25 protein-coding genes and 1 tRNA gene are annotated in these 26,281 nt (G+C 62.6%); 12 read left to right on the forward strand and 14 right to left on the reverse strand.

Annotated elements, in window-relative coordinates; translation table 11 throughout:
• A partial coding sequence (locus DI606_RS09285) for an ATP-dependent helicase (protein WP_293981940.1) occupies positions 1-1,086 on the reverse strand: 1,086 nt, incomplete at its 3' end.
• A gap of 103 nt (positions 1,087-1,189) precedes the next feature.
• Here DI606_RS09285 and DI606_RS09290 point away from each other — a divergent pair.
• Both DI606_RS09290 and DI606_RS09295 read left to right on the forward strand, forming a co-directional pair.
• The gene (locus DI606_RS09290; protein WP_293982048.1) at positions 1,190-1,582 is read left to right on the forward strand and encodes a GFA family protein; all 393 of its coding nucleotides are present in this window, start codon (positions 1,190-1,192) and stop codon (positions 1,580-1,582) included.
• Positions 1,583-1,716: 134 nt separating this feature from the next.
• On the forward strand, positions 1,717-2,112 hold the full coding sequence (locus tag DI606_RS09295) for a Fe-S oxidoreductase (RefSeq protein WP_293981943.1): 396 nt from the start codon (positions 1,717-1,719) through the stop codon (positions 2,110-2,112).
• Positions 2,113-2,202: 90 nt separating this feature from the next.
• On the opposite strand, the gene rsmD is transcribed toward DI606_RS09295, so the two are convergent.
• Positions 2,203-2,742 carry a 16S rRNA (guanine(966)-N(2))-methyltransferase RsmD gene (rsmD, locus tag DI606_RS09300; protein WP_293981946.1) on the reverse strand — a complete coding sequence of 180 codons (540 nt, stop codon included), beginning with the start codon at positions 2,740-2,742 and terminating at the stop codon, positions 2,203-2,205.
• Complete coding sequence (locus DI606_RS09305) at positions 2,739-3,686, reverse strand: pseudouridine synthase (RefSeq protein WP_293981949.1); 948 nt, start codon at positions 3,684-3,686, stop codon at positions 2,739-2,741. The genes rsmD and DI606_RS09305 overlap by 4 nt, the downstream gene beginning before the upstream one ends.
• 173 nt (positions 3,687-3,859) lie before the next feature.
• On the opposite strand from DI606_RS09305, the gene DI606_RS09310 reads away from it, so the two are divergent.
• A complete protein-coding gene (locus DI606_RS09310; protein WP_293981951.1) occupies positions 3,860-4,315 on the forward strand; it encodes a response regulator in 456 nt (151 codons plus the stop codon).
• Between the two features lie 83 nt (positions 4,316-4,398).
• Positions 4,399-5,721: an MFS transporter gene (locus DI606_RS09315; protein ID WP_293981953.1), complete on the forward strand. Its 1,323-nt coding sequence runs from the start codon at positions 4,399-4,401 to the stop codon at positions 5,719-5,721.
• Here DI606_RS09315 and DI606_RS09320 read toward each other — a convergent pair.
• The 7 genes from DI606_RS09320 to DI606_RS09350 form a co-directional block, all read right to left on the reverse strand.
• Complete coding sequence (locus DI606_RS09320) at positions 5,709-6,140, reverse strand: DUF6628 family protein (protein ID WP_293981955.1); 432 nt, start codon at positions 6,138-6,140, stop codon at positions 5,709-5,711. The genes DI606_RS09315 and DI606_RS09320 overlap by 13 nt on opposite strands.
• Before the next feature lie 65 nt (positions 6,141-6,205).
• Positions 6,206-7,528: a folylpolyglutamate synthase/dihydrofolate synthase family protein gene (locus tag DI606_RS09325; protein WP_293981958.1), complete on the reverse strand. Its 1,323-nt coding sequence runs from the start codon at positions 7,526-7,528 to the stop codon at positions 6,206-6,208.
• Between the two features lie 10 nt (positions 7,529-7,538).
• Entirely contained in the window at positions 7,539-8,390 is an 852-nt protein-coding gene (gene accD / locus DI606_RS09330) for an acetyl-CoA carboxylase, carboxyltransferase subunit beta (protein WP_293981961.1), read from the reverse strand.
• Positions 8,387-9,220 carry a tryptophan synthase subunit alpha gene (trpA, locus tag DI606_RS09335; protein ID WP_293981964.1) on the reverse strand — a complete coding sequence of 278 codons (834 nt, stop codon included), beginning with the start codon at positions 9,218-9,220 and terminating at the stop codon, positions 8,387-8,389. The genes accD and trpA overlap by 4 nt, the downstream gene beginning before the upstream one ends.
• A 2-nt stretch (positions 9,221-9,222) precedes the next feature.
• Complete coding sequence (gene trpB, locus DI606_RS09340; protein ID WP_293981967.1) at positions 9,223-10,464, reverse strand: tryptophan synthase subunit beta; 1,242 nt, start codon at positions 10,462-10,464, stop codon at positions 9,223-9,225.
• A gap of 98 nt (positions 10,465-10,562) precedes the next feature.
• Positions 10,563-11,204 (reverse strand): phosphoribosylanthranilate isomerase, encoded by a 642-nt coding sequence (locus DI606_RS09345; RefSeq protein ID WP_293981970.1) that lies wholly within the window; start codon positions 11,202-11,204, stop codon positions 10,563-10,565.
• A gap of 28 nt (positions 11,205-11,232) precedes the next feature.
• Entirely contained in the window at positions 11,233-12,096 is an 864-nt protein-coding gene (locus tag DI606_RS09350) for a lauroyl acyltransferase (protein ID WP_293981973.1), read from the reverse strand.
• Between the two features lie 53 nt (positions 12,097-12,149).
• On the opposite strand from DI606_RS09350, the gene DI606_RS09355 reads away from it, so the two are divergent.
• Entirely contained in the window at positions 12,150-13,265 is a 1,116-nt protein-coding gene (locus DI606_RS09355) for a glycosyltransferase (RefSeq protein WP_293981976.1), read from the forward strand.
• 15 nt (positions 13,266-13,280) lie between these two features.
• Here DI606_RS09355 and DI606_RS09360 read toward each other — a convergent pair whose 3' ends face one another.
• On the reverse strand, positions 13,281-13,628 hold the full coding sequence (locus DI606_RS09360) for a DUF952 domain-containing protein (RefSeq protein WP_293981978.1): 348 nt from the start codon (positions 13,626-13,628) through the stop codon (positions 13,281-13,283).
• Positions 13,625-16,351: a DNA gyrase subunit A gene (gene gyrA / locus DI606_RS09365; RefSeq protein WP_293981980.1), complete on the reverse strand. Its 2,727-nt coding sequence runs from the start codon at positions 16,349-16,351 to the stop codon at positions 13,625-13,627. The genes DI606_RS09360 and gyrA overlap by 4 nt, the downstream gene beginning before the upstream one ends.
• Positions 16,352-16,627: 276 nt before the next feature.
• On the opposite strand from gyrA, the gene DI606_RS09370 reads away from it, so the two are divergent.
• A complete protein-coding gene (locus DI606_RS09370) occupies positions 16,628-17,902 on the forward strand; it encodes a hypothetical protein (RefSeq protein WP_293981983.1) in 1,275 nt (424 codons plus the stop codon).
• A 92-nt stretch (positions 17,903-17,994) separates the two neighbouring features.
• Positions 17,995-19,239, forward strand: a complete 1,245-nt coding sequence (locus DI606_RS09375) for a tetratricopeptide repeat protein (RefSeq protein ID WP_293981986.1) — start codon at positions 17,995-17,997, stop codon at positions 19,237-19,239.
• Positions 19,240-19,261: 22 nt separating this feature from the next.
• Here DI606_RS09375 and DI606_RS09380 read toward each other — a convergent pair whose 3' ends face one another.
• Positions 19,262-19,735, reverse strand: a complete 474-nt coding sequence (locus tag DI606_RS09380) for an Lrp/AsnC family transcriptional regulator (RefSeq protein WP_293981989.1) — start codon at positions 19,733-19,735, stop codon at positions 19,262-19,264.
• Between the two features lie 220 nt (positions 19,736-19,955).
• Between DI606_RS09380 and DI606_RS09385 the strand changes: the two genes are divergently transcribed.
• The 4 genes from DI606_RS09385 to DI606_RS09400 all read left to right on the forward strand — a co-directional run bounded on the left by DI606_RS09385 (position 19,956) and on the right by DI606_RS09400 (position 24,322).
• The gene (locus DI606_RS09385; protein ID WP_293982051.1) at positions 19,956-21,653 is read left to right on the forward strand and encodes a histidine kinase dimerization/phospho-acceptor domain-containing protein; all 1,698 of its coding nucleotides are present in this window, start codon (positions 19,956-19,958) and stop codon (positions 21,651-21,653) included.
• 37 nt (positions 21,654-21,690) lie between these two features.
• The gene (locus DI606_RS09390) at positions 21,691-22,737 is read left to right on the forward strand and encodes a polysaccharide deacetylase family protein (protein WP_293981991.1); all 1,047 of its coding nucleotides are present in this window, start codon (positions 21,691-21,693) and stop codon (positions 22,735-22,737) included.
• A gap of 15 nt (positions 22,738-22,752) precedes the next feature.
• Positions 22,753-22,828, forward strand: a tRNA-Ile gene (locus tag DI606_RS09395).
• 162 nt (positions 22,829-22,990) lie between these two features.
• Entirely contained in the window at positions 22,991-24,322 is a 1,332-nt protein-coding gene (locus DI606_RS09400) for an integrase arm-type DNA-binding domain-containing protein (protein WP_293981994.1), read from the forward strand.
• Here the strand turns inward: DI606_RS09400 and DI606_RS09405 are convergent.
• Positions 24,282-24,554, reverse strand: a complete 273-nt coding sequence (locus DI606_RS09405) for an AlpA family transcriptional regulator (RefSeq protein ID WP_293981997.1) — start codon at positions 24,552-24,554, stop codon at positions 24,282-24,284. The genes DI606_RS09400 and DI606_RS09405 overlap by 41 nt on opposite strands.
• A 515-nt stretch (positions 24,555-25,069) precedes the next feature.
• On the opposite strand from DI606_RS09405, the gene DI606_RS09410 reads away from it, so the two are divergent.
• Positions 25,070-26,238, forward strand: a protein-coding gene (locus tag DI606_RS09410; RefSeq protein WP_293982000.1) for an IS3 family transposase whose coding sequence is annotated in 2 segments (ribosomal slippage) — positions 25,070-25,334 and positions 25,334-26,238 — 1,170 coding nt in all. Because the reading frame shifts where the segments join, the coding sequence is not laid out codon by codon here.
• Positions 26,239-26,281: the final 43 nt, after the last annotated feature.

A 26,281-nucleotide genomic window follows, 5' to 3' on the forward strand; every position in this document is an offset into this window, starting at 1 on the left:
GATCGCGACCTGTTCCAGCGACGCACCGCTGCGTTCGATCCCCTCGATCTCCTCACCGACGCGCCGCGCTTCTTCCGGCCCGTCCCACACGCCGACCACGCGCACTTTTTCACCGACATCGATGTCGGTCCACAGCGTCTTGCCGAGCCGGTTGCCATTTTCCGTTATCACGCCGGACGCCGCCCCGAGGATATGGGGCGTCGACCGGTAATTCTGTTCCAGCCGAATGGTAGCCGCGCCTGGAAAATCCTTTTCGAACCGCAGGATATTGGCGACCTCTGCGCCGCGCCATGAATAGATCGACTGGTCGTCGTCGCCGACACAGCAGATATTCTTGCGGTTCTGCGCCAGCAATCGCAGCCAAAGATACTGGCTGGAATTGGTATCCTGATATTCGTCCACCATGATGTAGCGGAATTTCTGCTGATATTGCTCCAGCACATCGCGATGCGTTTTCAAAATCGTCAGAACATGCAGCAGCAAGTCCCCGAAATCGCACGCATTGACGTCACGCAACCGCGCTTGATAGGCGGCATAAAGCGCCTGGCCCCTGCCATGGGCATAGGCTTCCGCTTCTCCGGCCCCGACTTCCGCCGGTGTCAGGCCCTTGTTCTTCCACTGGTCGATAAGCCCGGCAAGCTGCCGCGCGGGCCAGCGCTTCTCGTCGATCCCTTCGGCCTGGATCAATTGCTTCATCAAGCGCAACTGGTCGTCGGTGTCGAGAATGGTGAAGTTGGATTGCAATCCCACCAGTTCGGCGTGACGGCGGAGCATCCTGGCCGCGATCGCGTGAAACGTGCCGAGCCACGGCATCCCCTCCACCGCGTCGCCGATCATCGCGCCGACCCGCGCGCGCATCTCTCTTGCCGCCTTGTTAGTGAAGGTGACGGCCAGGATTTCGGACGGCCACGCACGCCGCGTCGCGATCAAATGGGCCAGCCGCGCCGTCAGCGCAGCGGTCTTGCCCGTTCCGGCACCGGCAAGGACCAGCACCGGTCCTTCGGTGGTGAGCACCGCTTCCCGCTGCGGCGGATTGAGGCCATGAAGATAGGGCGGATCGTTGGGGGAAGAAGCAGGAAGCGTCATGGAGGACAACTAAGGTGAGCGTGAAGGATGAGCAAGGGTTCGTCCCTTGCAGCGGTCCTCCGATTATGAGAACAAAAGGGGAATCATGCAAGGGAGTAGAGAAATGGTCACAGGCGGATGCCAATGTCGGGCAATACGGTACGAGGCGGAGGGCGAACCGGCGCATAGCGCGATTTGTCATTGTGCCGACTGCCGCGCCAGCGCCGGTGCGCCGATGGTGGGATGGGCGCTGTTTCCTCAGGACGCGGTGACGATCAGGGGAACATCGGTACGTTACCGATCGTCGCAGCATGCGACCCGTCACTTTTGCGGCACATGCGGCACCGGCCTGTTCTATACCAACGACACCATCTTCCCCGGTAGCATCGATATCCAGACCGGCACCCTGGACGATATCGAAGCGCTGCCGCCGCAAGCGCACATCCAGATGGCAGACGCGCCGTCATGGTGGACCAACCTCGATCGGTTGCCCCTGTTCGACCGTTATCCGGGATAATTCCCCATGCATATTCGGTTCGACGCGGATGAAGGCCATTTGATCGTCGCCGTAAGGAACGGTGGCGAGCGCCCTCGGTTCTCCCCCTGCCCGAGCGGGCTTGCGGGGCGAAGAACATAGGAAGGATGATCCCGATGAATAAGATTTTTCTGGCCGGTGCCGCATTGCTGAGCTTTTCCGCCGTTTCCGGCGTCGCGATCGCTCAGGATATGGGCGCGCCCGCTGCGCAGCCTCCTGCCGGTGGTATGGCCGCTCCCGCGACGGATCCCGCAGCGCCGCCGCCGCCCGCCGATCCCAATGCCGGTCAGTCGACTGGCACAGCGCCCACCGATCCGGGCATGGCATCTGCGCCTGCCGGCGCACCGAATGATCCCGCCGCGCCGATGGGATCGTCCGCCAGTCCGGGGATGAGCGGGGGAAACATGGCCCCGACTCCCACAGAAACGAAGAATTACCCCGTCTGCTCGAAGACAGTGCAGGACAGCTGCATCAATCGCGGCGACGCGGGTAAGATGCGCAAGCGCCGCTGAAGCGCCCCCAAGCCCAGCCTTTTCGCAAGGGAGGTGGGTTATGAAACAGGCCGTCCGGTTTTATGCCGGGCGGCTTGTTCATGTCCCGGTTCAGCTTTCCGCACGCAATAGCGTCAGCCGCGCCTTGCCCACGTCGCGCACCGTGTCCGCGACGAAGCCCTTGACCGCCACATCCTCTCCTCGATCGGTTTCGATGCTGATCCAACTGACAGGGCTGGTCCAACCCAGCCGCGCCATCTTGTCGAGCGCCACCTGTCCCGCGCCGGTTCCATAGGGGGGGTCCATGAACAGAATGTCGAGCGGCTTCGTCGCGCTGCCCAGCGACAGCACACTGGTAGCCCGCACATCGGCCCGGATGCCAAGCGTTTCGCCGTTACGCCGGATGGCGTCGAGCGCAGCGCGATCCTGCTCCACGAACAGGCAGGAATCCGCGCCGCGCGACAGCGCTTCGAACCCCAGCGCGCCCGATCCTGCGAAAAAGTCGCCGACGCTCAAACTCTCGAACGACCCGATACGGCTCAGCAGCATCGAAAACAGCGTCTCGCGCGTCCGGTCGGCTGTCGGTCGGGTAGCATCCCCCTTGGGCGCGACCAGCGTGCGGCCCCGCCAGTCGCCCGCGATGATCCTCATTCCTTGGAGTCCTTGAGCGAGTTGCGGAAGACGATCAGATCGTGCTGGCGCACTTCCTCCACTGTGCCGACCGGCATGTCCCCCAGCGTGAAGGGGCCGTAGGCAGTGCGGATCAATCGGTTCACCTTAAGGTCCATATGCTCCAGCACGCGGCGGACTTCGCGATTCTTGCCCTCGGTCAGTGTCATTTCGATCCACTGGTTTCGCCCGGTGCGCCGCTCCAGATTGGCCTCGATCCGTCCATAGCGGATGCCTTCGATCTCGACCCCGTCGAACAGGTCCTCCAGTTGCTGCTGGCTGACTTCTCCGAACGCGCGTGCACGATAGGTGCGGGGCACGCCGGTCGAGGGCAATTCCATCTGACGCTTGAACCCGCCGTCGGTGGTCAGCAGCAACAGCCCTTCGGTATTCATGTCGAGCCGCCCTATCGGCATCAGCCTTGGCAAACCCTCCGGCAGCCGGTCGTAGATGGTGGGACGCCCTGCCGGGTCGCGCTCGGTGGTGAGGCATCCGGTGGGTTTGTGAAACAGGAATAGCCGGGTTGGGGCAGGGGCCGCCACCGCGATCCCATCGACGGTAACGCCGTGCAGGGACGGGAGCAGGGTCGCAGGGGTTTCGACCGCCACGCCGTCGAGTGCGATTCGTCCCTCCGCGATCATCCGTTCGATTTCACGCCGGGATGCGACCCCGGCGCGCGCCAGGAGCTTGGCGATTCGCTGCGGCTCATCCTTTCCGCCCGCCGTCGCGGCGGCGCGGGCGGGGTGGGGATTGGATGGCGTCGCCGGCTTCGTCCGATTGCGCGGCCCACCGGGCGCGCCCTTCGATCCCCCAAAGCCTTCGCGGGAAGGCGGCTTCCTGCCGCCGCCATGGTCCGGGCGCACCGGACGGGATGGCCCCCCTGGCTTGCCCCGGCGGGGCGGTCCGGATTTCTTGGGCGGTTCCACGGCAATTCCTCTTGTTGCGAACCGGCTCTTTCCCTTGCGTTCGAAAGGGCGGTATCGGCTAAATCGTGCTGCGCCAGCGCCCATATGAACGGTGTCAGGCACCGGATCGGCAACCCGCTGGCGGGGCGCGGCGTTTCATCGGCTGCATGGCGGAATGAGGGCGGGGTTGGCAAATGTTTTTAGGGTTGCGCAAACAGGAAGAGGGCGCAGCGCCACGCAGGAGCATCCGCACCGTGCTCGTGGTCGAGGATGAGCCGCTGATCGCCTTCGACAATGAACACACGCTGGAGCAGGCCGGTTATCGCATCGCAGCAACGGTGAACGATTACGACCATGCGGAGCGGGTGATCGACGGCGGCGGCGTCGATCTCGTCATTGCCGATATCGGCCTGTATGGCGATCGCAACGGTATGGATGTCGCCCGCCATGCCGCAGCGCAGGCGCTTCCGGTCCTTTTCGTAACCGGACGGTGCCCCATCGACGCGCAGGCCATGGCGGTCGGATGCCTGGCAAAGCCCTACACCTCGCGCGATCTCGTCGCCGCGATCAAGGTCATCGACGCGGTGCTGCGCGGCACCCGGCGGCCCAGGATACCGCATGGGCTCACTTTATTCGGCCCCGCACGCTGACGAACGCGATGGCGCTTGCGTGAAGGCAATGAGGGCATAAGGTGGCCCGGATCGGGGATTGGTCATCGGGGACGTATTTTTTCATGACGGACGCCATTCAGGGACGCGGCAGTTGGCGGGACGCGGTGCGGCCCTATGTCGAAAAGGCACCGCTGGCCGCATTCTTCCTCGGCGTGTCTTCGGGTTTTCCCTATGCGATGATCGGCGCGACGCTGACCACGCGTCTCGCACAGGACGGCATCGACAAGAAGGCGGTGACGACCTTCACCCTCGCTTTCCTCGTCTACAATCTCAAATGGTTATGGGCCTGGGTCGTCGATGGGGTGCGCTTGCCTGTGATCGGGCGGCTGGGCCAGCGCGTGTCGTGGCTGTTGCTGTCGGGCGTGCTCGTGATCCTGGCCGTCGCCAACCTGGCGCTGGTCGATCCTGCCTCCAGCCTGTTGCAGACCGCCTATGCCGCCGTGCTCGTCGGCATCGCGGGCGCGACCTATGACATCGTGATCGACGCCTATCGGATCGAGATGCTCAAGCCCGAGCAACTCGGCATCGGGTCTGGCATGTCGCAATATGGCTGGCGGATCGGGTCGGTGGCCGCGGGCGCACTGGCTCTCGTGCTGGCTGCACGGATCGGGTGGCAGGGGGCCTATCTCGCCTGCGCCATGTTCGCCCTGCCCGCGATGCTGACCGGCCTTTTCATGGGCGAGCCCGACCGGCGGCGCGACCCCGTTTCCCGGCGCGGCATGTCGGAAGTGTGGGCGTCCATTGCCGGCCCCCTGATGGAGTTTTTCCGCCGGCGCGGCGCATTCCTAGTGCTGCTCTTCATCCTTTTGCACAAGATCGGCGACACGCTTGCCAATCTCACCTTTCGCCTGTTGTTCGACGACATGGGCTACACCAACGACGAAATCGCGATCTACGATGTCGGCATCGGTTTCTGGGCTTATCTCATCGGCATCTTCGTGGGCGGCATCCTCTATGCCCGCATGGGGATGAAGCGGTCGGTCCTGTTCAGCCTGATCCTCATGGGCGTTTCGAACTTCAGTTTCGCGGCGCTGGCGGCGCTGGGCAAGAGCAATTGGGGCATGGCGGGCGCCATCGGGTTCGAGAATTTCGCAAGCGGCATCGGCGGTGTCACCGTCGTCGCTTATTTCTCGGCGCTGTGCGACCTGCGTTTCACCGCCGCGCAATATGCGCTGATCTCGGCTGCCGCCAGCATCGTGGGTCGCTTTCTTACAGGCACCACTGCGGGCGCGATGATCGAGCGGTTCGGCTATGTCGACTTCTACCTGTTCACGACCGTGCTGGCGGTGCCGGGCATCCTGCTGTTCTGGCTGATGATGCGCGCCGGTCTGATCGACGCCAGCGTGGGAACGGCCGCGACGCAGGAGAGCGATCAACCCGCATAGATGTCGAGTGGGCGGCCCAGGTCCGCATGCGCCTGCGCCACTGCCTGGAGGCAGGTCAGCGCGCCCAGTGCATGATCGTTGCCCAGAAGATCGCTGACATGGCCATACGCTCTGTCGGGATGCCGCAACGCGTCTCCGGTGGCCTGCATCATCCGCGCTTCGTCGGGGGTCATCCGCGCGCAACAGCAGGGCGCGACAAGGATCTTGCGGCTCGACGCGCGCGCCAGTTCCAGCATCATCGCCCGCATCAGGATCAGCGGTCTGCGATAGCTGCGACCGAATGCGCCCAGCATTGCATTGGCAGCATGTGCGTCGTTCACCCCCGCGCTTGCCATACGCCGCATGACGAACAGGAACAGTCGGTTGCCATAGCCCGCCGGCATGGGTCGGCTGAGGTCAAGAGGATCAATTTGCGCCATCGAATCGCCTTCCGCATCTCATTGTCGAGACAGGATAGGCTAATGAGAATGAGTCGCAAGAAAATTCAGCTCGGCCATTGCTCGTTTAGTCGCAGAACCTGCCCGGCAAGGTAGAGCGACCCGCCGATCAGAATCTTGGGAGATGCGCCAGTCATGTGGGCCAAGGCGGCGATGGCGGATTGCGGGTCGGGATGAGCGCTGTGCCCGATACCGTGCCGGTCCGCGATGGCGGCGAAGCGTTCGGCGGGGTGATGGTCGTGGCCGGGGACCGGCAGCACGTGAATATGCGCGACCTTGTTCATGAACGGCGCAAGGAAGCTGTCCACGTCCTTGTTCGCCAACATTCCCATGACGATATGGAGCTTGCCGCCTTCGAGTCTGTCCTGTGTGAAATAGGCAGCGATCGCTTCGCCCGCGCTCGCATTATGGCCACCGTCCAGCCACACCGTCGATCCCTGCGGCAGCGGCGCGATCAGTGGTCCTGTCTCCAGCCGCTGAAGCCGCGCGGGCCATTGCGCCCACAGCGGCGCGGCCTTCAGAGCCGCTTCGCTCACGTCAATTGCATCCTGATGCCGCAGCATGGCGAAGGCGAGCGCGGCATTCTGCACTTGATGAGCGCCCGAAAGACGCGGCAGCGGCGTTTCCAGCCGCCCCAAAGCGTCGCGATAATATATCCGCTCGCGATAGGTGGCGGCGTCCCACGCCTCGCCCTGCGGGACCCAGCGCGCACTCGCTTCGTCCGCGACGCGTTGCACGACCTGCTCGACCGCCGCCTGGTGGCGCAGCGTCACCAGCGGTGCGCCACGCTTGGCGATTCCGGCTTTTTCCGCCGCGATCTGCCCGATGGTGTCGCCCAGGAACGCCTGATGATCGATGCCGAGCTGAGCGATGCCGCAGGCCGCCGGATCGGTGACGACATTGGTTGCGTCGAGCCGTCCGCCAAGCCCGACCTCTATGATGCAGGCGTCGGCCTCCTGCTCGGCGAAGGCCAGGAAGGCTGCGGCTGTCGTCACTTCGAAGAAGCTGGCGTTGACCCCCTGCGCGATGTCGAGCACACGCTCCAGATAGCGCGCCAACGGCTCGTCGCCGATCAGCTGACCTGCGACCCGGATACGCTCGTTGAAGCGCACGAGATGCGGGGACGTGAAGACGTGGACCTGACGCCCGTCCGCCTCCAGCGCGGCCCGCAGAAATGCGCATGTCGACCCTTTGCCGTTGGTGCCAGCGACATGAAACACCGGCGGCAGTGCGCGATGCGGATCGCTCAGCCGTTCGAGCAACCGCGTGATCCGCTCCAGCCCCAGAATGTCCGCACCTGGGGACAGAGACCACAGCCGGTCGAGTTGCGCCTGTACCTGCGCGTCATCCGAAACGGCGTGATCGGCCACGGCGGTTGCGTCAGGCGGCGGCGCGCGGGGTCAGGTAACCGATGACCCGTGCCAGCGTGTCGCGCAGCTCATGCCGATGCACCACCATGTCGAGCATCCCGTGGTCGAGCAGATATTCGGCGCGCTGGAAACCTTCCGGCAGCTTCTCGCGGATCGTGCTTTCGATGACCCGCTGGCCGGCAAAACCGATCAGCGCATTGGGCTCTGCGATCTGGATATCGCCCAGCATCGCATAGCTCGCGGTGACCCCGCCGGTGGTGGGATCGGTCAGCACGACGATATAGGGCAGCCCCGCCGCGTGCAGCTTCTGAATGGCGACCGTCGCGCGTGGCATTTGCATCAGCGACAGAATGCCCTCCTGCATTCGCGCGCCGCCTGCGGCCGTGAAGATCACATAGGGACATTTATGCGCGATGGCGTCGTTCACGCCTTGGATGAAGGCCGCGCCGACGCTCATCCCCATCGATCCGCCCATGAAGGCGAAATTCTGGACGCCCATGACTACCGGCACGTCGTCGATCGCGCCGCGCGCGTTGATAAGCGCGTCCTGATCGCCGGTCGATTGCCGCGCGGCCTTGATCCGGTCGGGGTAGCGCTTGGTATCGCGGAACTTGAGCGGATCTTCCTGCACCTGCGGCGTGGGCAGCAGGACGAATCCCGCGTCCAGGGTCTGTTCGAACCGATCCATCGGCCCGATCCGGCCATGATGGCCGCATCGCGGGCAGACGGAAAGATTTTCTTCCCACTCCTTGATGAAGACCATTTCGCCGCAGGACGGGCATTTGTGCCATAGCGTCTCGGCGCTGGTTTCCTTCTTGGGGATGAAAGGGATGGCGTTGCGAACGCGGTTGATCCAGCTCATGCGGCGGTCTCCTGGGTCCGGGGAGCGAGCGCGCCCGAAAGCGACGCGACGAAGGAACGGACGAAGGGCGCGGCGGCGTCGCCATGGCTGCCCACGATGTCCACGATGGCAGAGCCGACCACGACGCCATCGGCGACACGACCGATCGCGGCGGCCTGTTCGGGCGTGCGCACGCCGAAGCCGACAGCGATGGGCAGGGCGGTTGCGGCCTTGAGCCGGGCGACCGCCATCTCGATGGATGCCTGCGCCGCCTGCTGCTTGCCGGTAACGCCGGCGACGGCGACATGGTAGAGGAAGCCGCTGGCCCCGTTCAGGACCGTCGGCAACCGTGCCGCATCGGTTGTGGGAGTGGCGAGCCGGACCGGGTGAACGCCCGCCGTGCGCAGGGCGGGGCCGATTTCTGCATCCTCTTCCGGCGGCGCATCGACGCAGATGACGGCGTCGACGCCTGCGGCGCGGCACTGGTCCGCGAACCAGTCCGCCCCGCGCACCAGCATGGGATTGGCATAGCCCATGAGGACGAGCGGCGTGTCGGGATGTCGCGCGCGGAAGTCTGCGGCGAGCGCGAACACGTCCTTCGTCTTCGTACCCGACCCCAGGCTGCGCAGATTGGCGAGTTCGATCGCCGGGCCGTCCGCCATGGGATCGGTGAAGGGCATCCCCAGTTCGACGATATCCGCGCCGCCTTCGACCAGCGCATCGAGGATGGCGGGCGTCGCCGCGACATCCGGGTCGCCCGCCGTCACGAAGGTGATGAGTGCGGCACGGCCCTGCGTCTTGCACGCGGCGAAGCGGCGGGAGAGGCGATCTGCGGTGGTATCGGTCGCCATGGTCACATCTCCACGCCCAGCGCATCGGCGACGGTGAAGATGTCCTTGTCCCCCCGCCCCGAAAGATTGACGACGATAATTCTGTCCCTGTCCAGCGTCGGAGCGATTTGTTCGGCGGCGGCGACGGCGTGCGCCGACTCCAGCGCCGGAATGATCCCTTCGAGGCGGGAAAGACTCTGGAAACTCGCCAGCGCCTCGTCATCCTTGATCGGCATATATTTCACGCGTCCGATCTCGTGCAGCCAGCTATGCTCCGGTCCGATGCCGGGATAGTCGAGACCTGCGGAAATACTGTGCGCTTCGGTAATCTGGCCGTCTTCGTCCTGAAGCAGGTAGGTGCGATTGCCGTGCAGGATTCCGGACGCTCCGCCCGCCAGCGACGAGGCGTGCTTCTTGTCCAGCCCTTCGCCTGCCGCTTCCACGCCGATCATCGCCACTTCGGGGTCGTCGAGGAACGGATGGAACATCCCGATGGCGTTCGACCCCCCGCCGACCGGCGCGATCAGCATGTCGGGCAGGCGGCCCTCCGCCTCCAGCATCTGTGCGCGGGTTTCGTTGCCGATCACCGACTGGAAATCGCGGACCATCGCGGGATAGGGGTGGGGGCCTGCCGCAGTGCCGATGATGTAGAAAGTGTCGTGCACATTCGACACCCAGTGGCGCAGCGCGTCATTCATCGAATCCTTGAGCGTTGCCGAACCCGAATGCACCGGCACAACTTCGGCGCCGAGCAGCTTCATGCGAAAGACGTTGGGCTTCTGCCGCTCCACGTCCTTAGCGCCCATGAAGATCTTGCACTCCAACCCAAAGAGCGCGGCGACTGTGGCTGTGGCGACGCCATGCTGGCCCGCGCCGGTTTCGGCGATGACCTTCTTTTTGCCCATGCGGCGGGCAAGCAGCGCCTGACCGATGCAATTGTTGATCTTGTGCGCGCCGGTGTGGTTCAGTTCCTCGCGCTTCAGGTAGATTTTCGCGCCCTTGCCCGCAGGCGCCGTCGCGCGCACGGTTTCGGTCAGACGCTCTGCGTAGTAAAGCGGATTGGGCCGCCCGACATAGCTGCGCAGAAGTTCGGCAAATTCCTCGTCGAACGTCGGGTCGTTCTTTGCGGCCAGATAGACCTTTTCCAGTTCCAGGATCAGCGGCATTAACGTTTCGGCAACGTAACGACCGCCGAACGCGCCGAAATGGCCGCTGGCGTCAGGCTGGCTGCGAAGGCTGTTGGGCAAGGCGATGGTGTCAGTCATGGATCGATCTTTCCGGGGACGAGGATGGGCGTTCGCTTTCGTTCAGGGAAGCGATCAGCGCCATCGTCCTTCGATGCGCACGTGCGGTTGGGTCTGCGTCAACATGCGGAAACCGCTTTGCAGAAGGCCATGATCTTGTCCACACTCTTGATGCCCGGCACGTCCTCGATACCCGAAGAGACATCGATGAGGCGCGCACCGGTCAGGCGGACCGCTTCTGCGACATTGTCGGCGGACAGCCCGCCCGACAGGCCCCAGGGCATCGACGGAGCGGTATCGCGCAACAGCGTCCAGTCGAAGCGCAGCCCCATCCCGCCGGGCAGCGTGCCTTCGGGCGTCTTGGCGTCGAACAGCAGCATGTCCGCCGCGCCGATATAGTCGCCGGCGGCGTCGATATCTGCGCGCGTCTTCACGGAAATCGCTTTCCACACCGGCAATCCGAAGCGCTGGCGGACGGCGGCGACGCGCTCCGGGCTTTCCTTGCCATGCAGTTGCAGGATGGTGAGCGCGCCGGTCGCGACCAGACCTGCGATTTCATCGTCCAGGGCGTCGACCAGCACGGCAACCCGCTCGACATGCGAGGGCACGGCGGACGCCAGCGCCTTCATGCGGTCGCCCTCGACATGGCGCGGGCTTTTGCGGAAATGGACAAAGCCCAGATGGCTGGCGCCGCCGCGCACCGCGGCACCCACCGTTTCCGGCGTCGATAGGCCGCACATCTTGATCGCGAGTCGGGGCATCGCCTGGCGCTCTAGCGGGGAATGCGCCTCAAGTCACATCGTGGCTGGATGGGGTAAGATCCATGTCGTGGAGCGCCAGCCATTCGTCGGCATGGGCGATGCACGCCTGGCCGAGATAGCGGTCGAGCGCCGCGACGATCTCGGCATCGCTCATCGTTTTCGGGTCGAGCGGCGGGTGCCAATGCAATGCGAAATGCGGTCCCCCGGTACGGACGAGGTAGAAGGGCAGGAACTTCGCCCCCACCTTCCGCGCCAGTCGGAGCGCGATGGACAGGTTGCCCGAAGGTTCCAGGGGGCGTCCGAATGTCGGAAACCAGACCTGCCTGTCCCGCCGTTCGTCGGCAAGGATGTAGAGGGTCGCGCGGTCCTTCTGCGTCAAATGCTTGAGCACGCCGCGCGCCGCGCCTTCGCCGCCGATCGCCTCGCCCATGTAGCTGGACCGCGCTTTCTTCAATTGCGCGGCGATTCGGGGATCGTCGGGGTCTTCATAGACGCCAAGGCCGGGGCGGTCGGTGGACCATTTGATGTGCGCCGCCAGCAGGTCCCAGTTGCCGAGGTGGCAGGTAAAGGCGATCATCGGTCCGGGGCCGTCCAGAACCGCCTGATACCCTTCCTTGTCGATGACGCGGACATGCGCGTCGTTCACCAGCCGGTCGATATTGGCGAGTTCCGCCATCGTGCGCCCGATATTGACCCAGCGCCGCGTCAGCATCGCCTCACGCTCCGCCGGGGAAAGCTCTGGACGCAGGATCGCGAGATTGGCGCGCGCCCGGGCATCGCGCAGCTTCATATTGCGCCGCGCGACATGGGCCGACAGCCATCCGCCGAGCCAGGATGCGGCTCCGGCGGGCAAATGCCGCATCACCGCGAAGAGAAAGGGGTTGGAGAGCATGGCCGGAGCGTCATACAGCAGCCGTCAGGACGGTAAAGGGTGTGGCGCACGCAATGATCTGGCTTTGGGCTATGCTACAGGCGCTGACCGTGGTCGGTGTGTTCAACTATTGGCGACATATCCCGGCCGATCGTCGAATAGAGGCTCCGGATGGCGCTGTCACGATCCTCAGCCTGCGCGACGATTGGGATGGCGGGGCGGACCTGATTGCGCGGCTGAAGGGACAGAGCGCGCCTTCTCGCCTGCTGCTCGCAACGTCGGGTGATTGCCTGGAGGCCGAAGCGCTGGGGGTGAGCGAGCCTGAGTGGGTGCAGGTCGTCGCGGCGGGAATCGCGACCGACGAAGGGCAAAAGGTCCACAAGCTGCGCGCCGCCCTGCGCGCGCTGCGACCTGGGGACCGATGGCTCGTCTTCGTCGACGCCGACATAGAACCGCCCGCGCGGCTCGTCGGGCGGCTGCTCTTTCCGCTGGTGCGGGGGAAGGCGGACATCGTCACCGGCTATCGCTTGCTGCTGCCCGAAGTAGCCGGGATGGCTGCACTGGTCGGGGCCGTGGAGATGCAGTTGGCGACGCTGCCTCGTTCCGCCAACGCCACCATGCCCTGGGGCGGTGCGATGGCGATGAGCCGGGCTGTTGCCGATCGGTTGGATTTGGATGCGGCGCTGGCGGGCAAATTGTCGGACGACCTGAGCATCGGTCTTGCCGGATGGCGCGCGAAGCTGCGGCTGCGACCCGTGCGCGATCTGCTCATTGCCAGTCCCGTGGCGGGCGGGATCGGCGATCTTCTGGGCTTCGGCGTCCGGCAATATCGGCATATCTTCACCAACAGCATCGGCATGTGGGCCATCGCCACGGGCGTCGTGGCGATGCAGTCGGCGGGTTGGCTATGGGCACTGGGTTGGGGCGGCTGGAGTGCGGTCGCCACAGGCTATGGCGCCGCTTGGACCAGGGCGATCCTGCGGAGCCGCATCATCGGTACGGTGCTGGAACCTGCCCAGGCTGCAAAGGCGCACCGATCGCTTGTGTGGGACGCGGCGCTGCCTTTCGTCGTGACATGGGCCCATTGCATCGTTCAGCTTTGCGCCGCCACGTCCCGCCATATCCGTTGGGGAGGGTGGAACTATGTCGTCCGGCAGGGTGGGGTGGAGAGCATGTCGCGGTCACGCTGATCGTTACCTGAAGCGTCAAAACCCCGCCGGGAACTGGTGCGCGCCATCATCCCCGATCCTCAGCACGACCTTGCCGGCCACTGCGCTCCACGGCAGGTCGCCGTAAAGGTGCGGGAAGAGCGCACCGCCGCGCGACACCTCCCACTTCACCCCGCTGCCCAGCGGCGCAAGGTCCACCATCACCATGACGAGTCGGTCCTGCCCGGCAAAATGCCGGGCGACCGTCTCCGCCGCCTGGTCGCGAGTCGACATGTGGATATAGCCATCGGCGAGGTCAACCGGCGCGCCTTTGAACACGCCCTCGGCCTTGAACCGGTCGAACTGCTCGGCCGTCAGGACCTTATAGGCGAAAAGTTCGTTCACGTGTTCGAGTTGTCCACATCGTTGTTCGCACCTTCGGCATCCAAGACCTCATCGGTCGATAGATCGCCCTCCGCCGGGTCATTCTCTTCGATGCGGGCGGCGCTCACGACATGCTCGTCATCGGCAACGTTGAACAGGCGAACGCCCGCCGAATTGCGTCCGATGACACGCAGGGAATCGAGCCCCATGCGGATGAGCTTCGCCTGATCGGTCACCAGCATCAACTGGTCGGCGCGAGTCGCCGGGAAGCTGGCGACGACGGGACCGTTGCGACCGATATTGTCGATGTTCGTGATGCCCTGACCCCCGCGCCCCGTGCGGCGATATTCGTATGCCGAGGACAACTTGCCATAGCCGTTGGCGCAAACGGTCAGGATGAATTGCTCGGCATCCTGCATGTGCTGGAACATGGCGCGATCCTGCATCTCACCGTCCTTCTCCGGCTTCCATGGCGCGAAGCGGAGATATTCCTCACGCTGTTCGGGGTCCGCGCCCGAGCGGTGCAGCACCGACAGAGAGATGACCGCGTCGCCTTCGGCCAGCTTCATGCCGCGCACGCCGGTGGAGTTGCGGCTCTGGAATTCGCGCACATCGTCCGCCTGGAACCGGATTGCCTTGCCCATCCGGGTGGCGAGCAGCACATCGTCGCTTTCATCCAGCAGCGCGACACCGATCAGCCTGTCATCCTCATCCTCGCCCTCGAACTTCATCGCGATCTTGCCGTTGGACGGGACGTTGGCAAAGGCGTCCATGCTGTTGCGGCGGACCGAACCCTTAGCGGTTGCGAACATGACGTGCAGTTTGGCCCATTCGGCCTCGTCTTCGGGCAGCGGCAGGACGGTCGAGATGGTTTCGCCCGGACCCAGAGGCAGCAGGTTGACCATCGGTCGCCCGCGCGTGGCCGGCCCGCCTTCGGGCAGACGCCACACTTTCATGCGATAGACCTTGCCTGCGGTCGAGAAGAACAGCACCGGCGTATGGGTGGAGGTCACGAACAATTCGGTGATCGCATCCTCATCCTTGGTCGCCATACCTGACCGGCCCTTGCCGCCGCGCGCCTGCGCCCGGAAGGTGTCGAGCGGGGTGCGTTTGATATACCCCTGCACGGTCACGGTGACGACCATGTCCTCGCGCTCGATAAGGTCTTCGTCTTCGATCCCGTCGGCGGCGGCGGTGATTTCGGACAGGCGAGGGGTCGCGAATTCGCTTTCGATCGCCTCCAATTCCTCTCGCATGACGGCATAGAGCTTCACGCGATCGCCCAGGATGGCGAGATATTCGGCAATGGCTTCGGCCAGTTCTGCGAGTTCCTTGCCGATCTCGTCCCGGCCAAGGGCGGTCAGGCGATGCAGGCGCAGGTCGAGGATCGCGCGGACCTGGATGTCGGACAGCGTGTAGCTGTCGCCTTCGATGTCGCCTTCGATGGCTTCGACCAGTCGCAGATAAGACGCGATCTCGCCGATGGGCCACTTGCGCGCCAGCAGCGCCTCACGCGCCTCGGCGGGGCTGGCGGACCCGCGGATGATCTTCACCACCTCGTCGAGATTGGTGACGGCGACGACAAGTCCAAGCAAGATATGCGCTCGGTCGCGCGCCTTGTTCAGTTCGTATTTCGTCCGACGGGTGATGACTTCCTCGCGGAACTTGACGAACGCCTCGATAATCTCGCGCAGGCCCAGCAACTCGGGGCGACCGCCGCGAATGGCGAGCATGTTGGCCGGGAAGCTCGATTGGGCGGGCGTGTTGCGCCAAAGCTGGTTGAGCACGACCTCGGGTGTCGCGTCGCGCTTGAGGTCCATGACGATGCGCACGCCCTCACGGCTCGATTCGTCGCGGATATCGCTGATGCCTTCGATCCGCTTTTCCTTGGCGGCCTCGGCGATTTTTTCCACGAGGCCGTTTTTCCCGACCTGATACGGGATGGCAGTAAGGACAATGGATTGGCGATCTCCGCGTCCCTCTTCCACAACATGCCGCGACCGCATCATTATAGATCCGCGTCCGGTATGATAGGCGCTACGTGCGCCGGACTGGCCCAGAATAAGCGGCGCAGTCGGAAAATCGGGGCCGGGGACGATCTGGATCAACTCGTCGGTGGTGATGCCCGGATTGTCGATATAGGCGAGGCAGGCGCGCAACACTTCGCCCAGATTGTGCGGTGGAATGTTGGTCGCCATGCCGACGGCGATACCGCCGGCGCCGTTGACCAGCAGGTTCGGGAAGCGGGCAGGGAGCACCTGCGGCTCGTTTTCCGAAGCGTCGTAGTTGGGCTGGAAATCGACGGTGTCCTTGTCGAGATCCTCCAGCAGCGCATTGGCGACCTTGGCAAGGCGGGCTTCGGTATAGCGCATCGCCGCTGGCGGATCGGGATCCATCGAACCGAAATTGCCCTGGCCGTCAATCAGCGGCACCCGCATCGACCAGTCCTGGGTCATGCGCGCCAATGCGTCGTAGATCGAACTGTCGCCGTGGGGGTGATATTTACCCATCACCTCGCCGACAAGGCGGGCGGACTTGCGGTAGGGCCGGTTGTAGACGAAGCCCGATTCCTGGGCGGAGAAGAGAATGCGGCGATGTACCGGCTTCAGACCGTCGCGCACGTCCGGGAGGGCGCGGGCCACGATGACGGACATGGCATAATCGAGATAGCTGGCCTTCATCTCCTCGACGATAGAGATGGGGCTGATATCCGAAGGGTCGGCGAGGACGGTCTCGTCGGTCAATGCGATTCTCTTTTTTGGATGGAACTGATCTTGGTTGCGTCAGTAGCGGAGCGAAACAAATCTGTCACCCCTCGCGCGCGCTCGCGCGCCCGCGTGTGCGGACAAGGCGGTATGCCGCGCCGATCCGTTCGCAGGCGGAACGAAAGCCATGCATAACTGTTGCAAAACGAGCCGAGATAGGCTTGTTCAAAGGCCGTTCACGCGCTCGCCCCTATTCGGGCGCCAACCCCATTCGACGCCCGCTTACCCGGCGGGCGTACAGAGGAGAAGAGGATCATGCGTTTTATTACTCCGGTGTCGCTTGCACTGGCTCTGGCGCTGACGGGCGGCGCGGTTTCCGCGCCTGCCTTTGCCGCGAAGAAGGAAGAGAAGAAGGCTGGTCCCAAGCTCAACGTCTCGCCTGACGTCATCAAGTCCTTGCAGACGGCGCAGCAAGCCATTGACAAGCAGGACTTCGCCGCCGCCAAGGCCGCGCTTGCGGATGCGGACAGCAAGGCGAAGTCGAATGACGACAAGTACCAGATCGGCGCGATCAAGCTTAACCTGTCGATCACGTCGAAGGACAGCGCACTTCAGACCGAAGCTCTCAACCAGATGCTCGACAGCGGCCTGACGCCGCCCGAGCAGGCAGGGCAGTTCAATGCCGTAGCTGCCGATCAAGCGCTTCAAGCCAAGAATTACGATGTCGCCATCCAACGTTCGGAAGCGGCTCTGGCTGCGGGTTATAAGCCCGAGTCTGTGAACCCCACGCTGGCGCAGGCTTATTTCGGAAAGGCCGGAACGACCAACACCTCCGCCGAACCTGCCCGTGGCTATACGGTAAAGGGTCTGGCGGCGCTCAAGGCGGCGGCCGATGCCATGAAGGCGGCTGGGCAGCAGGTTCCCCCGCAATGGTATCAGATCGGCGTCAGCCGTGCAGAGGCTGCGAAGCTGCCTGATGTGACTGAATGGTCGAAGATGGCGTATCAGGCCAATCCGAGCGGCGAAAATCTTCGCACGTTGGTCCGCCTGTTCCAGCGCGCGAACCCGACTATCAGCAATCGTGAAAACCTCGACGTGCTGCGCCTTTTGGGGGCGTCAGACGGCCTTGTTATCGCTGCCGACTTTACCGAATATGCCGAAATGGCGTCGAAAACCGGTATCTATGGTGAAGTGAAGTCGGTGATCGACAAAGGGCGTTCGAAGGGCGTCCTTAACGCCAGCCAGGGGGCGGATGTCTATCAGCCTGCCGTAGCAAGGATTGCCGGGGACAAGAGCTCGCTCGGGTCCGCCGAAGCCGACGCACGCAAGGCGGCGAACGGCAAGATCGCAGCGGCGACCGCCGACGCCTATCTGGGCTATGGCGATTATGCCAAGGCGGCGTCCATGTTCGAGCTCGCCAAGCAAAAGGGCGGCGTCGACGCGGATGAGGTCAACACGCGTCTTGGCATCGCCAAGACGCTGGGCGGCGACCTTGCCGGTGCCAAGGCGGCGTTCAGCGCCGTTCAGGGCGGCGCACGCAAGCAGATCGCTGGCCTCTGGCTCGCCTATCTCGGCACCAAGGGCGCCTGATCCATTTTCCATGCCGTGGTCGTCACCTGCTGGGTGGCGGCCATGGCATGGTCCTTATCTTTTTGCGTTCTCCGGGGGAGGCCATTCAGGCCATGCGTTCACGTTCCGTCATTTTCAACCTTTCTCAGTTTCTCGTGGCAACCGCGTTGATCGCAAGTCCGGCGCTCGCCAAGAAGAAGGTCCCTCCGGTCGCCGGACCGCCCATCCTCATGTCCGACAGCTTCCGCGCATCCGTGCAGGCTGCACAAAATGCGTTGCGGGCGCGCGATGCAGCAGCCGCGCAGTCGAGCATATCCGCGCTTATGCCGAGCAACGATTTCGAAGCCTATGTCGCTGCCGGGCTTCGTTTCGAACTCGCATCGCAAAAGCTCGACCCGCAGGCCCAGCGCATCGCGCTGACCGACATGTTCAAAACCAATTCCGTGCCCAAGACCGATGCACCGCGCCTCCGGTTCGCGGCGGCCTATCTGTCGTATAAGGTTGGCAATTATGACGACGCGATCGCGCAGCTCGATTATGCCAAGACGCTTGGCTATGACGGCGTCGATGCATTGATGTTGCGGTCCGACATCGCTCTTCGCCGGAACAAGCCCAAGGAAGCCCGCCCATTAGTTCAGCAGGCGATCATGGCGCAGAAGGCGGCTGGTAAGGAAGTTCCCGTCGCCTGGCTGGATAAGGCCATCTCCATGGCTTACCAAGCTGGCGATTGGACGGAAGTGGGTCAGCTTTATCGTGAAAGGCTGAGCCGTATCGACAACAAGGAAGAATGGCGGACGGCGCTGGTCAACTATCAGGCCGCGGCCGAGATCGAACCGCAGCTTCAGCTAGACCTCTATCGCCTGCAGGCCGCGAACGGTGCGATGGCAAGCGAACGCGATTATCAGGCATATGCGCAGGCTGCCGAAAAGGCGGGCTATTTTTCCGAAGCGAAGACAATCATCGAATCCGGTCGATCGGCAGGCAAGCTCACGACCACCCATTCGAGTACCAGCCAGATTTTGAAAGCGGTAACGCCCAAGGCGCCCAAGGAAATCGCAGCGCTCCCGGCTTTGGCCAAGAAGGCGGCGGCTTCCAGCAACGGCAAGGATGCGCTGGCCGTTGCGGACGACTATTTCTCGCTGGCGCAATATCCGCAGGCCGCCGAGCAATATCGCGCTGCTCTGACCAAGGGCGGCATCGACAGCAATCGCGTCAACACTCGTCTTGGCGTAGCGCTCGCGCGGTCGGGCGATCTGCCCGGAGCGCGCGCTGCATTGGCTCAAGTAGGCGGCAGTTGGGCGGCGGTCGCGGGCTTCTGGTCAGTGTGGGTGGACCACAAGGATCAGAAGGCCGCGTGACGGCCTGCTGACCGGTCCCGCTTCATATAGGAAGCGGGACACCCGGGAGATTCTTCGACGTTCTGATGGTGAGCGACGTCTTGACGCTCACCACATTGGGAGCAGGCGTCAGTTTCGAAGTCAGAAACTGCTGGAAACCTTGAAGATCTTTCGCAACGACCTTCAGGATGAAGTCGATCTCGCCATTGAGCATATGGCATTCGCGCACTTCTGGAAGACCGGCCACATGGTCCTGAAACGCCTTCAGGTCTGCCTCCGCCTGGCTTTTGAGGCTGACCATCGCGAAAACGGTGATGGTGTAGCCCAGCATGGATGGGTCTACCACGGCATGGTATGCCGTGATCGCCCCCGCCTCTTCCAACGCCCGCACCCGGCGCAGGCATGGCGGCGCGGTCAAGCCGACCTTGCGCGCGAGTTCCACGTTGGTCATCCTGCCGTTTTCCTGCAATTCTCCCAGAATTTGCAGATCGATGTCATCGATATTTGGGCCCGCCATTATCCGAATTATTTCCTGTCCAGTTTATACCGGCGATCATAATAAAATTTCACCGTATTGCAATTGTCCCACTATGCGACGTTCGCATTAGATCGCAGCGGCTTACATCCTCTTTCCCTTTGGATGCCAACCGCCTAATGCTGTCGCGACGCGTCCAGACAGCTCTAACTGGCCCGCGTGATCGAAAACTACGGGGATTTTGGTGCGTTTCAACGACCTGATGCAGACAGTGTTGGCAGCAGGCGACGGCGGCGGCCCGAATCCTGTGACGCTTTGGCGCCAATGTGTCGATCTGCTGGCGCAACGGGACAGGACGGGGCGATCGGATTTTTCGGATGAAGAACGAGCGGCTCTGATTGAGCGCCTGGCTGGTTTGCGTAATCAATTGAACGAAACCCAGCGGCTTGCCACGGTGGTCGAGCTGGGCGGGCGGCTTCGTTCGCCAATCCTCACCAAATTCTTTTGCGACGATCGGCCATCGGTTACCGCCGCAGCCATAGCGCGGGCGCAGTTGCCCGATGCAGCCTGGGTTGCCATGCTGCCCGAACTGGGGCCAACGGCGCGGGGAGTCCTGCGCAGCCGCCGGGATATCGGCCATGCTACGCGCAAGGCGCTGGAGGCATTCGGTGCGCATGATCTGGTGCTGACGACGGCGCGGGATGACATGGTGGGGGTGCCCGATCTGCTGCTAACGGCGGACATGGAACCTCAAGATGCGCGGCCGCGTATGGGGGCTGCGAAGGTTACGCCGCTGCGCCGCCCCGTCGGGGACGAGTCTCAGATTCGCAATCTTGTGGACCGCATCGCCCGCTTTACCAGCGAGCGCAAGGTGACGGAGGTGGAGCGCTCGGCATCGCTCGACGTTCCCAACACCATCCCTGGCACATTTGCTTTCGAAACCGACGCGGTCGGCATCATCCGTTGGGTGGACAAAGGGCCCCGCGCTGCCTTGGTGGGCCTGTCGCTGGCGGACCCGTCCTATGGACATAGCAGCGGACCCGATGGATATGTCGCAGGCGCATTCCGACGTCGGAGCGGGTTTCAGAGCGGTCGGTTTACAATCATCGGCGGCGCGATGGCGGGCGAGTGGCGACTGTCGGCGACGCCGTATTTCGATCGGCAGAGCGGTCGTTTCGAGGGGTTCAGAGGCGAGGCTCGTCGACCCTATCTCCACGAGGTTGCCCATGGCGATCCTGCCGCTGACATGGCCGTGGCGGGGCTCTCGCCCGATTCCCTGCGTCAACTTGTTCACGAATTGCGTACCCCCCTTAATGCCATCCTGGGTTTCGCCGAAATCATCGAGCAGGAGATGTTCGGTCCGGCGGGAGCGCAATACAAAGATATGGCCGGAAAGATCGTGGCGGACGCGCAACATCTATTGGTGGCATTCGACGATCTGGAGCTTGCCGCGAAGATCACGGAGCGTGATGGAAACAGGGGATCGGGAACGGTCGATCCCACGCTGCTTCTGACTCAGATTATGGCGCGTTTCCGCGATATGGCGGATCGTCGGATCGAGATCGAAATCGCTCCGCAATTGCCGCCCATGCTTGTAGAGGCGGTACAGGGGGAACGGATGATCCAGCACCTGTTCCGCACGCTTGTTTCCGTCTCGCTACCAGATGAAGCGGTTCGGGGAAACTGCCGCTATCAGGCCGACGGTCCGACCGGGAGGATCGTGCTGGCATTGGACAGGCCCGCCTCGCTGGCTGGCAGGGAGGAGGGTGACCTTCTCGATCCATCATACGACCAGGATGGGCAGTGGCCGGACGGCCCTTTGCTGGGACTGGGCTTTTCCCTCCGCCTGATCCGCAGTCTTGCGTCGGCGTGCGGAGGGGGGCTGGATATCGCCGTCGATCGTTTTCTGCTGAGCGTGCCTGCTACGACTGCGGTCACCGAAGTCGCGGATCAGGCCTGAAACCCTATCTCAAGATTTGATCGATAGTGCTGCCTTCATGAACGGTCCTGACCATGACGGCAACTTGTTGGCTCCCCCGCTCGATGAGGACCGTATCACGCTCGATCGCGCCTTTGGCACACGTTTCATGCTCTTCATCGACACTGAGGAAGAATTTGACTGGGATGCGCCGTTCAGCCGCGAAAGGCACAGTGTCAGCGCTTTGAACGGGATGACGCGTGGTCAGGGCTATTTCGCGTCGGCGGCTGTCAAACCTGTTTATGTCGCGGATTACCCCGTCGTCGATCATGACGCGGCTGCTGCGCTCATCGGACAGTGGGTCGCGGACGGTGAGGCGGATGTGGGCGCGCACCTGCATCCCTGGGTCAACCCGCCGTATGTAGAGGCGGTAAACGCCGCCAATAGCTATGTCGGTTTCCTGCCCGCCGAGGTCGAACGCGCCAAACTTGAAACTTTGTGCGACCGCATGGAGGGGCGTTTTGGCAATCGCCCCATCGCCTATCGCGCCGGGCGTTATGGCGTAGGTCCCAATAGCGGTCGGTTGCTGGAGGAAGCGGGTTTTCGTCTCGACACATCTGTCAGGAGCCGATTCGATTATAGCGGCCAGCATGGCCCGGATTTCAGCGCGTTGCCGCAATCGCCTTACTGGGCGGGACCGGGACGAAAGCTGGTGGAACTGCCCCTTTCCACCGCCTTCATCGGATTGCTGCGCGGTGGGGGCGAGCGGTTGTATCGAAGCGTTCAGTCAGTGGGACCGCTGGCAGGTGTGATGGCTCGGGCTCGACTGCTGAGCCGCGTTCCCCTGACGCCGGAGGGAATTTCCGCTGTAGAGGCTATCGCTGCAATCGACGCCCTGATGGAAGAGGGTGTTCCGGTATTGAACTTCAACTTCCATTCTCCGACGCTTGAGCCGGGGCATACGCCCTATGTGCGCGATGAGAGCGACCGGGCGAGTTTCTATCGATGGTGGGATCAGGTACTCGATCACCTCGCCATGCGAGGCGTGAAGGCAGCAAGTCTGGACGAGTTGCTGGCGGCCGTTCCGCCGCGAACCGGACTTGCAAAGCGGCCTGATGCTGCCTAATCCGCGTTTCAGGTGGGGCCTGTAGCTCAATGGTTAGAGCTGGCCGCTCATAACGGCTAGGTTGCGGGTTCGAGTCCTGCCGGGCCCACCAAATATTGCTTCCAAGACAGTTCTGATGCTATAATAAACCTCTGAAATATTGGGGTTTTTCAGCGTTTTTGCTGTTCAGGACAGGTCAGGACAGACCAGGACAGTTCAGCGACTCTGTGGGCATAATTGCGGGCATGGCGGGCCGATTTGAGGGTATAATCTCATGTCGCTTACCATCGTCGAAATTAAGAATGCCAAGCCTCAGGCCAGCGATTACCGCCTTGCCGATTCTCAAGGGCTTTTTCTCCACGTCACCTCAGCCGGCGGAAAATTCTGGCGGTACCGATATCGGATCGGCCCCAAGGAAAAGACGCTCACCCTTGGCCGCTATCCCGAGATGGGGCTCGTCGCGGCACGGGAGGCCCATCATGAGGCACGCAAGCTCGTCTCTGAAGGCAAGGATCCGGCGCTGGAAAAGCAGAAGGCCAAGATCGCCAGGATTGAGGCCGCGAAGATAACCTTCAGGAAGCTTGCCGAAGAATGGCTAGCCGACCAGGAGCCGATCTGGTCGGTCTCGAACGCCAAGCGGGTTCGCCACCGATTTGAACGCGACCTCTATCCCCTGTTCGGTAATCTTCCGATCGGCCAGATCGAGAGCGCGTCCATTCTGCGCGCGCTCCGGAAGATCGAGGCGAGGGGCTCCATCGAAACCGCCAAGCGCGTCCGTGGCTACATAAAAAGTGTCTTCCGGCGCGCAAAGGGGGAGGGGCTCGTCGAACATGCGATCCTGCTGGAGATCGACGAGATAAAGGATGCGCTCAAGCCGGCGCGTCGAGGATCGAAACAGCCAGCGATTACAGAAGTGTCTGACGTTCTGGAATTTCAAAAGGTAGTGGATCGGTCCACCTCGAGTCTGACCGTCAAGCTTGCCTCAAGGCTTTTGGCCTTAACCCTGGTCCGGGTGGGCGTGCTGCGAACGGCTCTCTGGAGCGAATTTGAAGGCATTGATTGGGATAATCCGGACGCAATACCGAATGCACCCATCTGGCGTATCCCTGCGAGCCGTATGAAGCTCGACGTCGAGGACAAAGGCAATCCAGCTTTCGGGCATGATGTGCCGCTGCCACATCAGGCCGTTGAAGTGCTCCGCGCGCTGCGGCCGTTGACGGGCGGCTTCGCACTCCTCTTTCCTAATGCGAAATCATGGCGAAAGCCGATTTCCGATGCGGCTCTAAGCACGATGTACAAACGCATGGGACGAGGGCGATACAAGAATGTGATGGTGCCCCACGGCTGGAGATCGTCATTCTCGACCATCATGAATGAGCGGGCGGCCGAGCTAGGCCGTGATGGAGACCGGATGATGATCGATATGGTCCTGGCTCATGTTCCGCCGGGGGTGTCCGCGTCGGAATGGTCCTATAACCGATCCCGTTACCGCAAGCCGCGGGGGGCACTCGTTCAGGTTTGGGCCGACCTCATCACTAGTAGTCTCGACCCCGCGCATGCGGTGGTCAGCCGGTATCTGAACGGTAGCCTAGAGGATCTGCGATGAACTCGTTAATGTCGCTTTCGTACCAGGCGATCGAGCGCAATCCGATTCGACGGCGACGAGGGAAACGGCCGGCGGTTTCCAGCCGATAGATAGCCGAAACGGACAGCCCGGTTTTTGCGGTGACATCAGGTTTCCGCAGTAGCCGGTCTGTCCGGCGGTCCTTTACATAAGTCGATTCTGGGTCTGTATCGGGCGCTGTACCCACAGAATTTTGAGATATATCAGACTTCATGGCGTACCCTCATCAAGAAGGTCTGCCCGCTAACGCCGAGTATGCCGCAACAATGGTGGAACAGCAATGGCATCCAATTAGCTATTGGAGGACCGCCAAGTTTCGCGGCCGACCGTGTTTTTTTGAAGCGCCAATCTTCTTCGCTGGTTTTGCTGACATCGCGACGATGGCAGACACGTTCGAACAAGGCTGGGGTGAAGTTGGGGAGCAATAAACACGGTAAGTCATTCGACCAAGGCAAGGTCTGATGAAGAAGATGTCGCTATTTTTGATATTGCTAGTCAAATGAAACGGCAATTGCCTAATTGGTTGCGCGAACAAGATAATCGAGATTATGATGCAGGTAATAACATCAGCCAGTTAAACTTGCGGAATATATTGAAGGACGCGCTCGAGAATAGCATTGTCCGCTCCCTTCCGTCAAATTGCATGCAATTCTGCATCGATGTGTGAGGTGGTGCCGGAAATCTGGACAGGATGCTAAGCTAATCCCGCGCTGATGGATTGGTACTGGAATGAAGACGACGAGAAAGCGCTACAGCGCGGATTTCAAAGCGAAGGTCGCGCTGGAGGCGATCCGGGGAGACCTGACGCTGGCGGAGTTGGCCGCCAAGCATGGCGTGCATCACACGATGATCGCGGCGTGGAAGCGGCAAGCCATCGACGGGATGGCAGGCACGTTCTCCGGGGCCGGTGATGCGATCAGGGCTGCCGGCGAGAGCGAGGTGGAAAAGCTGCACGCCAAGATCGGGCAGTTGGTCTTGGAGCGGGATTTTTTAGCGAAAGCCTTCGGTCGATGAGCGTGGATCGGAGGCGGGTGATGGTCGAACCTTCTCACCGCCTGTCGATAGCGACCCAATGCCGCCTGCTACGGATCAGCCGCTCGTCCTATTACTACGCACCGGTACCGGAAACGGATGAGACTCTGGCGCTGATGACGGTGATCGACGAGACGTTCATGGAGTGCCCGTGTTACGGCAGTCGCCAGATGGCGCGGCATTTGCGGCGCGCCGGCCACCAGGTCGGGCGACGGCGGACACGGCGGCTGATGGCGAAGGTGGGCCTGATGCCGATCTATCAGCGACCACGCACGAGCGATCCGCACCCGCAGCACCGGATCTACCCGTATCTGCTGCGTAAGCTGGCGATCGAGCGGCCCAACCACGTGTGGTGCGCCGATGTGACATACATCCCCATGCGCCGGGCTTTCCTCTATCTGGTGGCGATCATGGACTGGGCTACCCGCAAGGTGCTGGCTTGGCGGCTGTCGAACACGATGGATGCCGACTTCTGCGTCGCGGCGGTGGAGGAGGCCCTGGCCCGCTACGGGAAGCCCGAAATCTTCAATACTGACCAGGGCAGTCAGTTCACCAGCTTTGCGTTCACCTGCGTGCTGCGCGAGGCCGAGGCCCGAATCAGCATGGATCGTCGCGGCCGATGGATGGACAATGTCTTCATCGAGCGCCTCTGGCGCTCCCTGAAATACGAATGCGTGTATCTCCCTGCCTTCGAGACCGGCTCGGAGTTGCGGGCTGGCCTTGGCCGGTGGATCACCTATTACAACACCCAGCGTCCGCATTCGGGCCTTGCCGGGAGAACCCCGATGGAGGCCTATCGGCGGATCGGGCAATCAGATCATGGGGGGCATGCCCCCCATGATCTGATGATCAAACAGGCGGCATGAACGACAACCGGTGTTAGCTTAACTCAGCCGCCAAACTGTCCAA

This window comes from Sphingobium sp. (genome assembly GCF_003248505.1).
GTDB lineage: Bacteria > Pseudomonadota > Alphaproteobacteria > Sphingomonadales > Sphingomonadaceae > Sphingobium.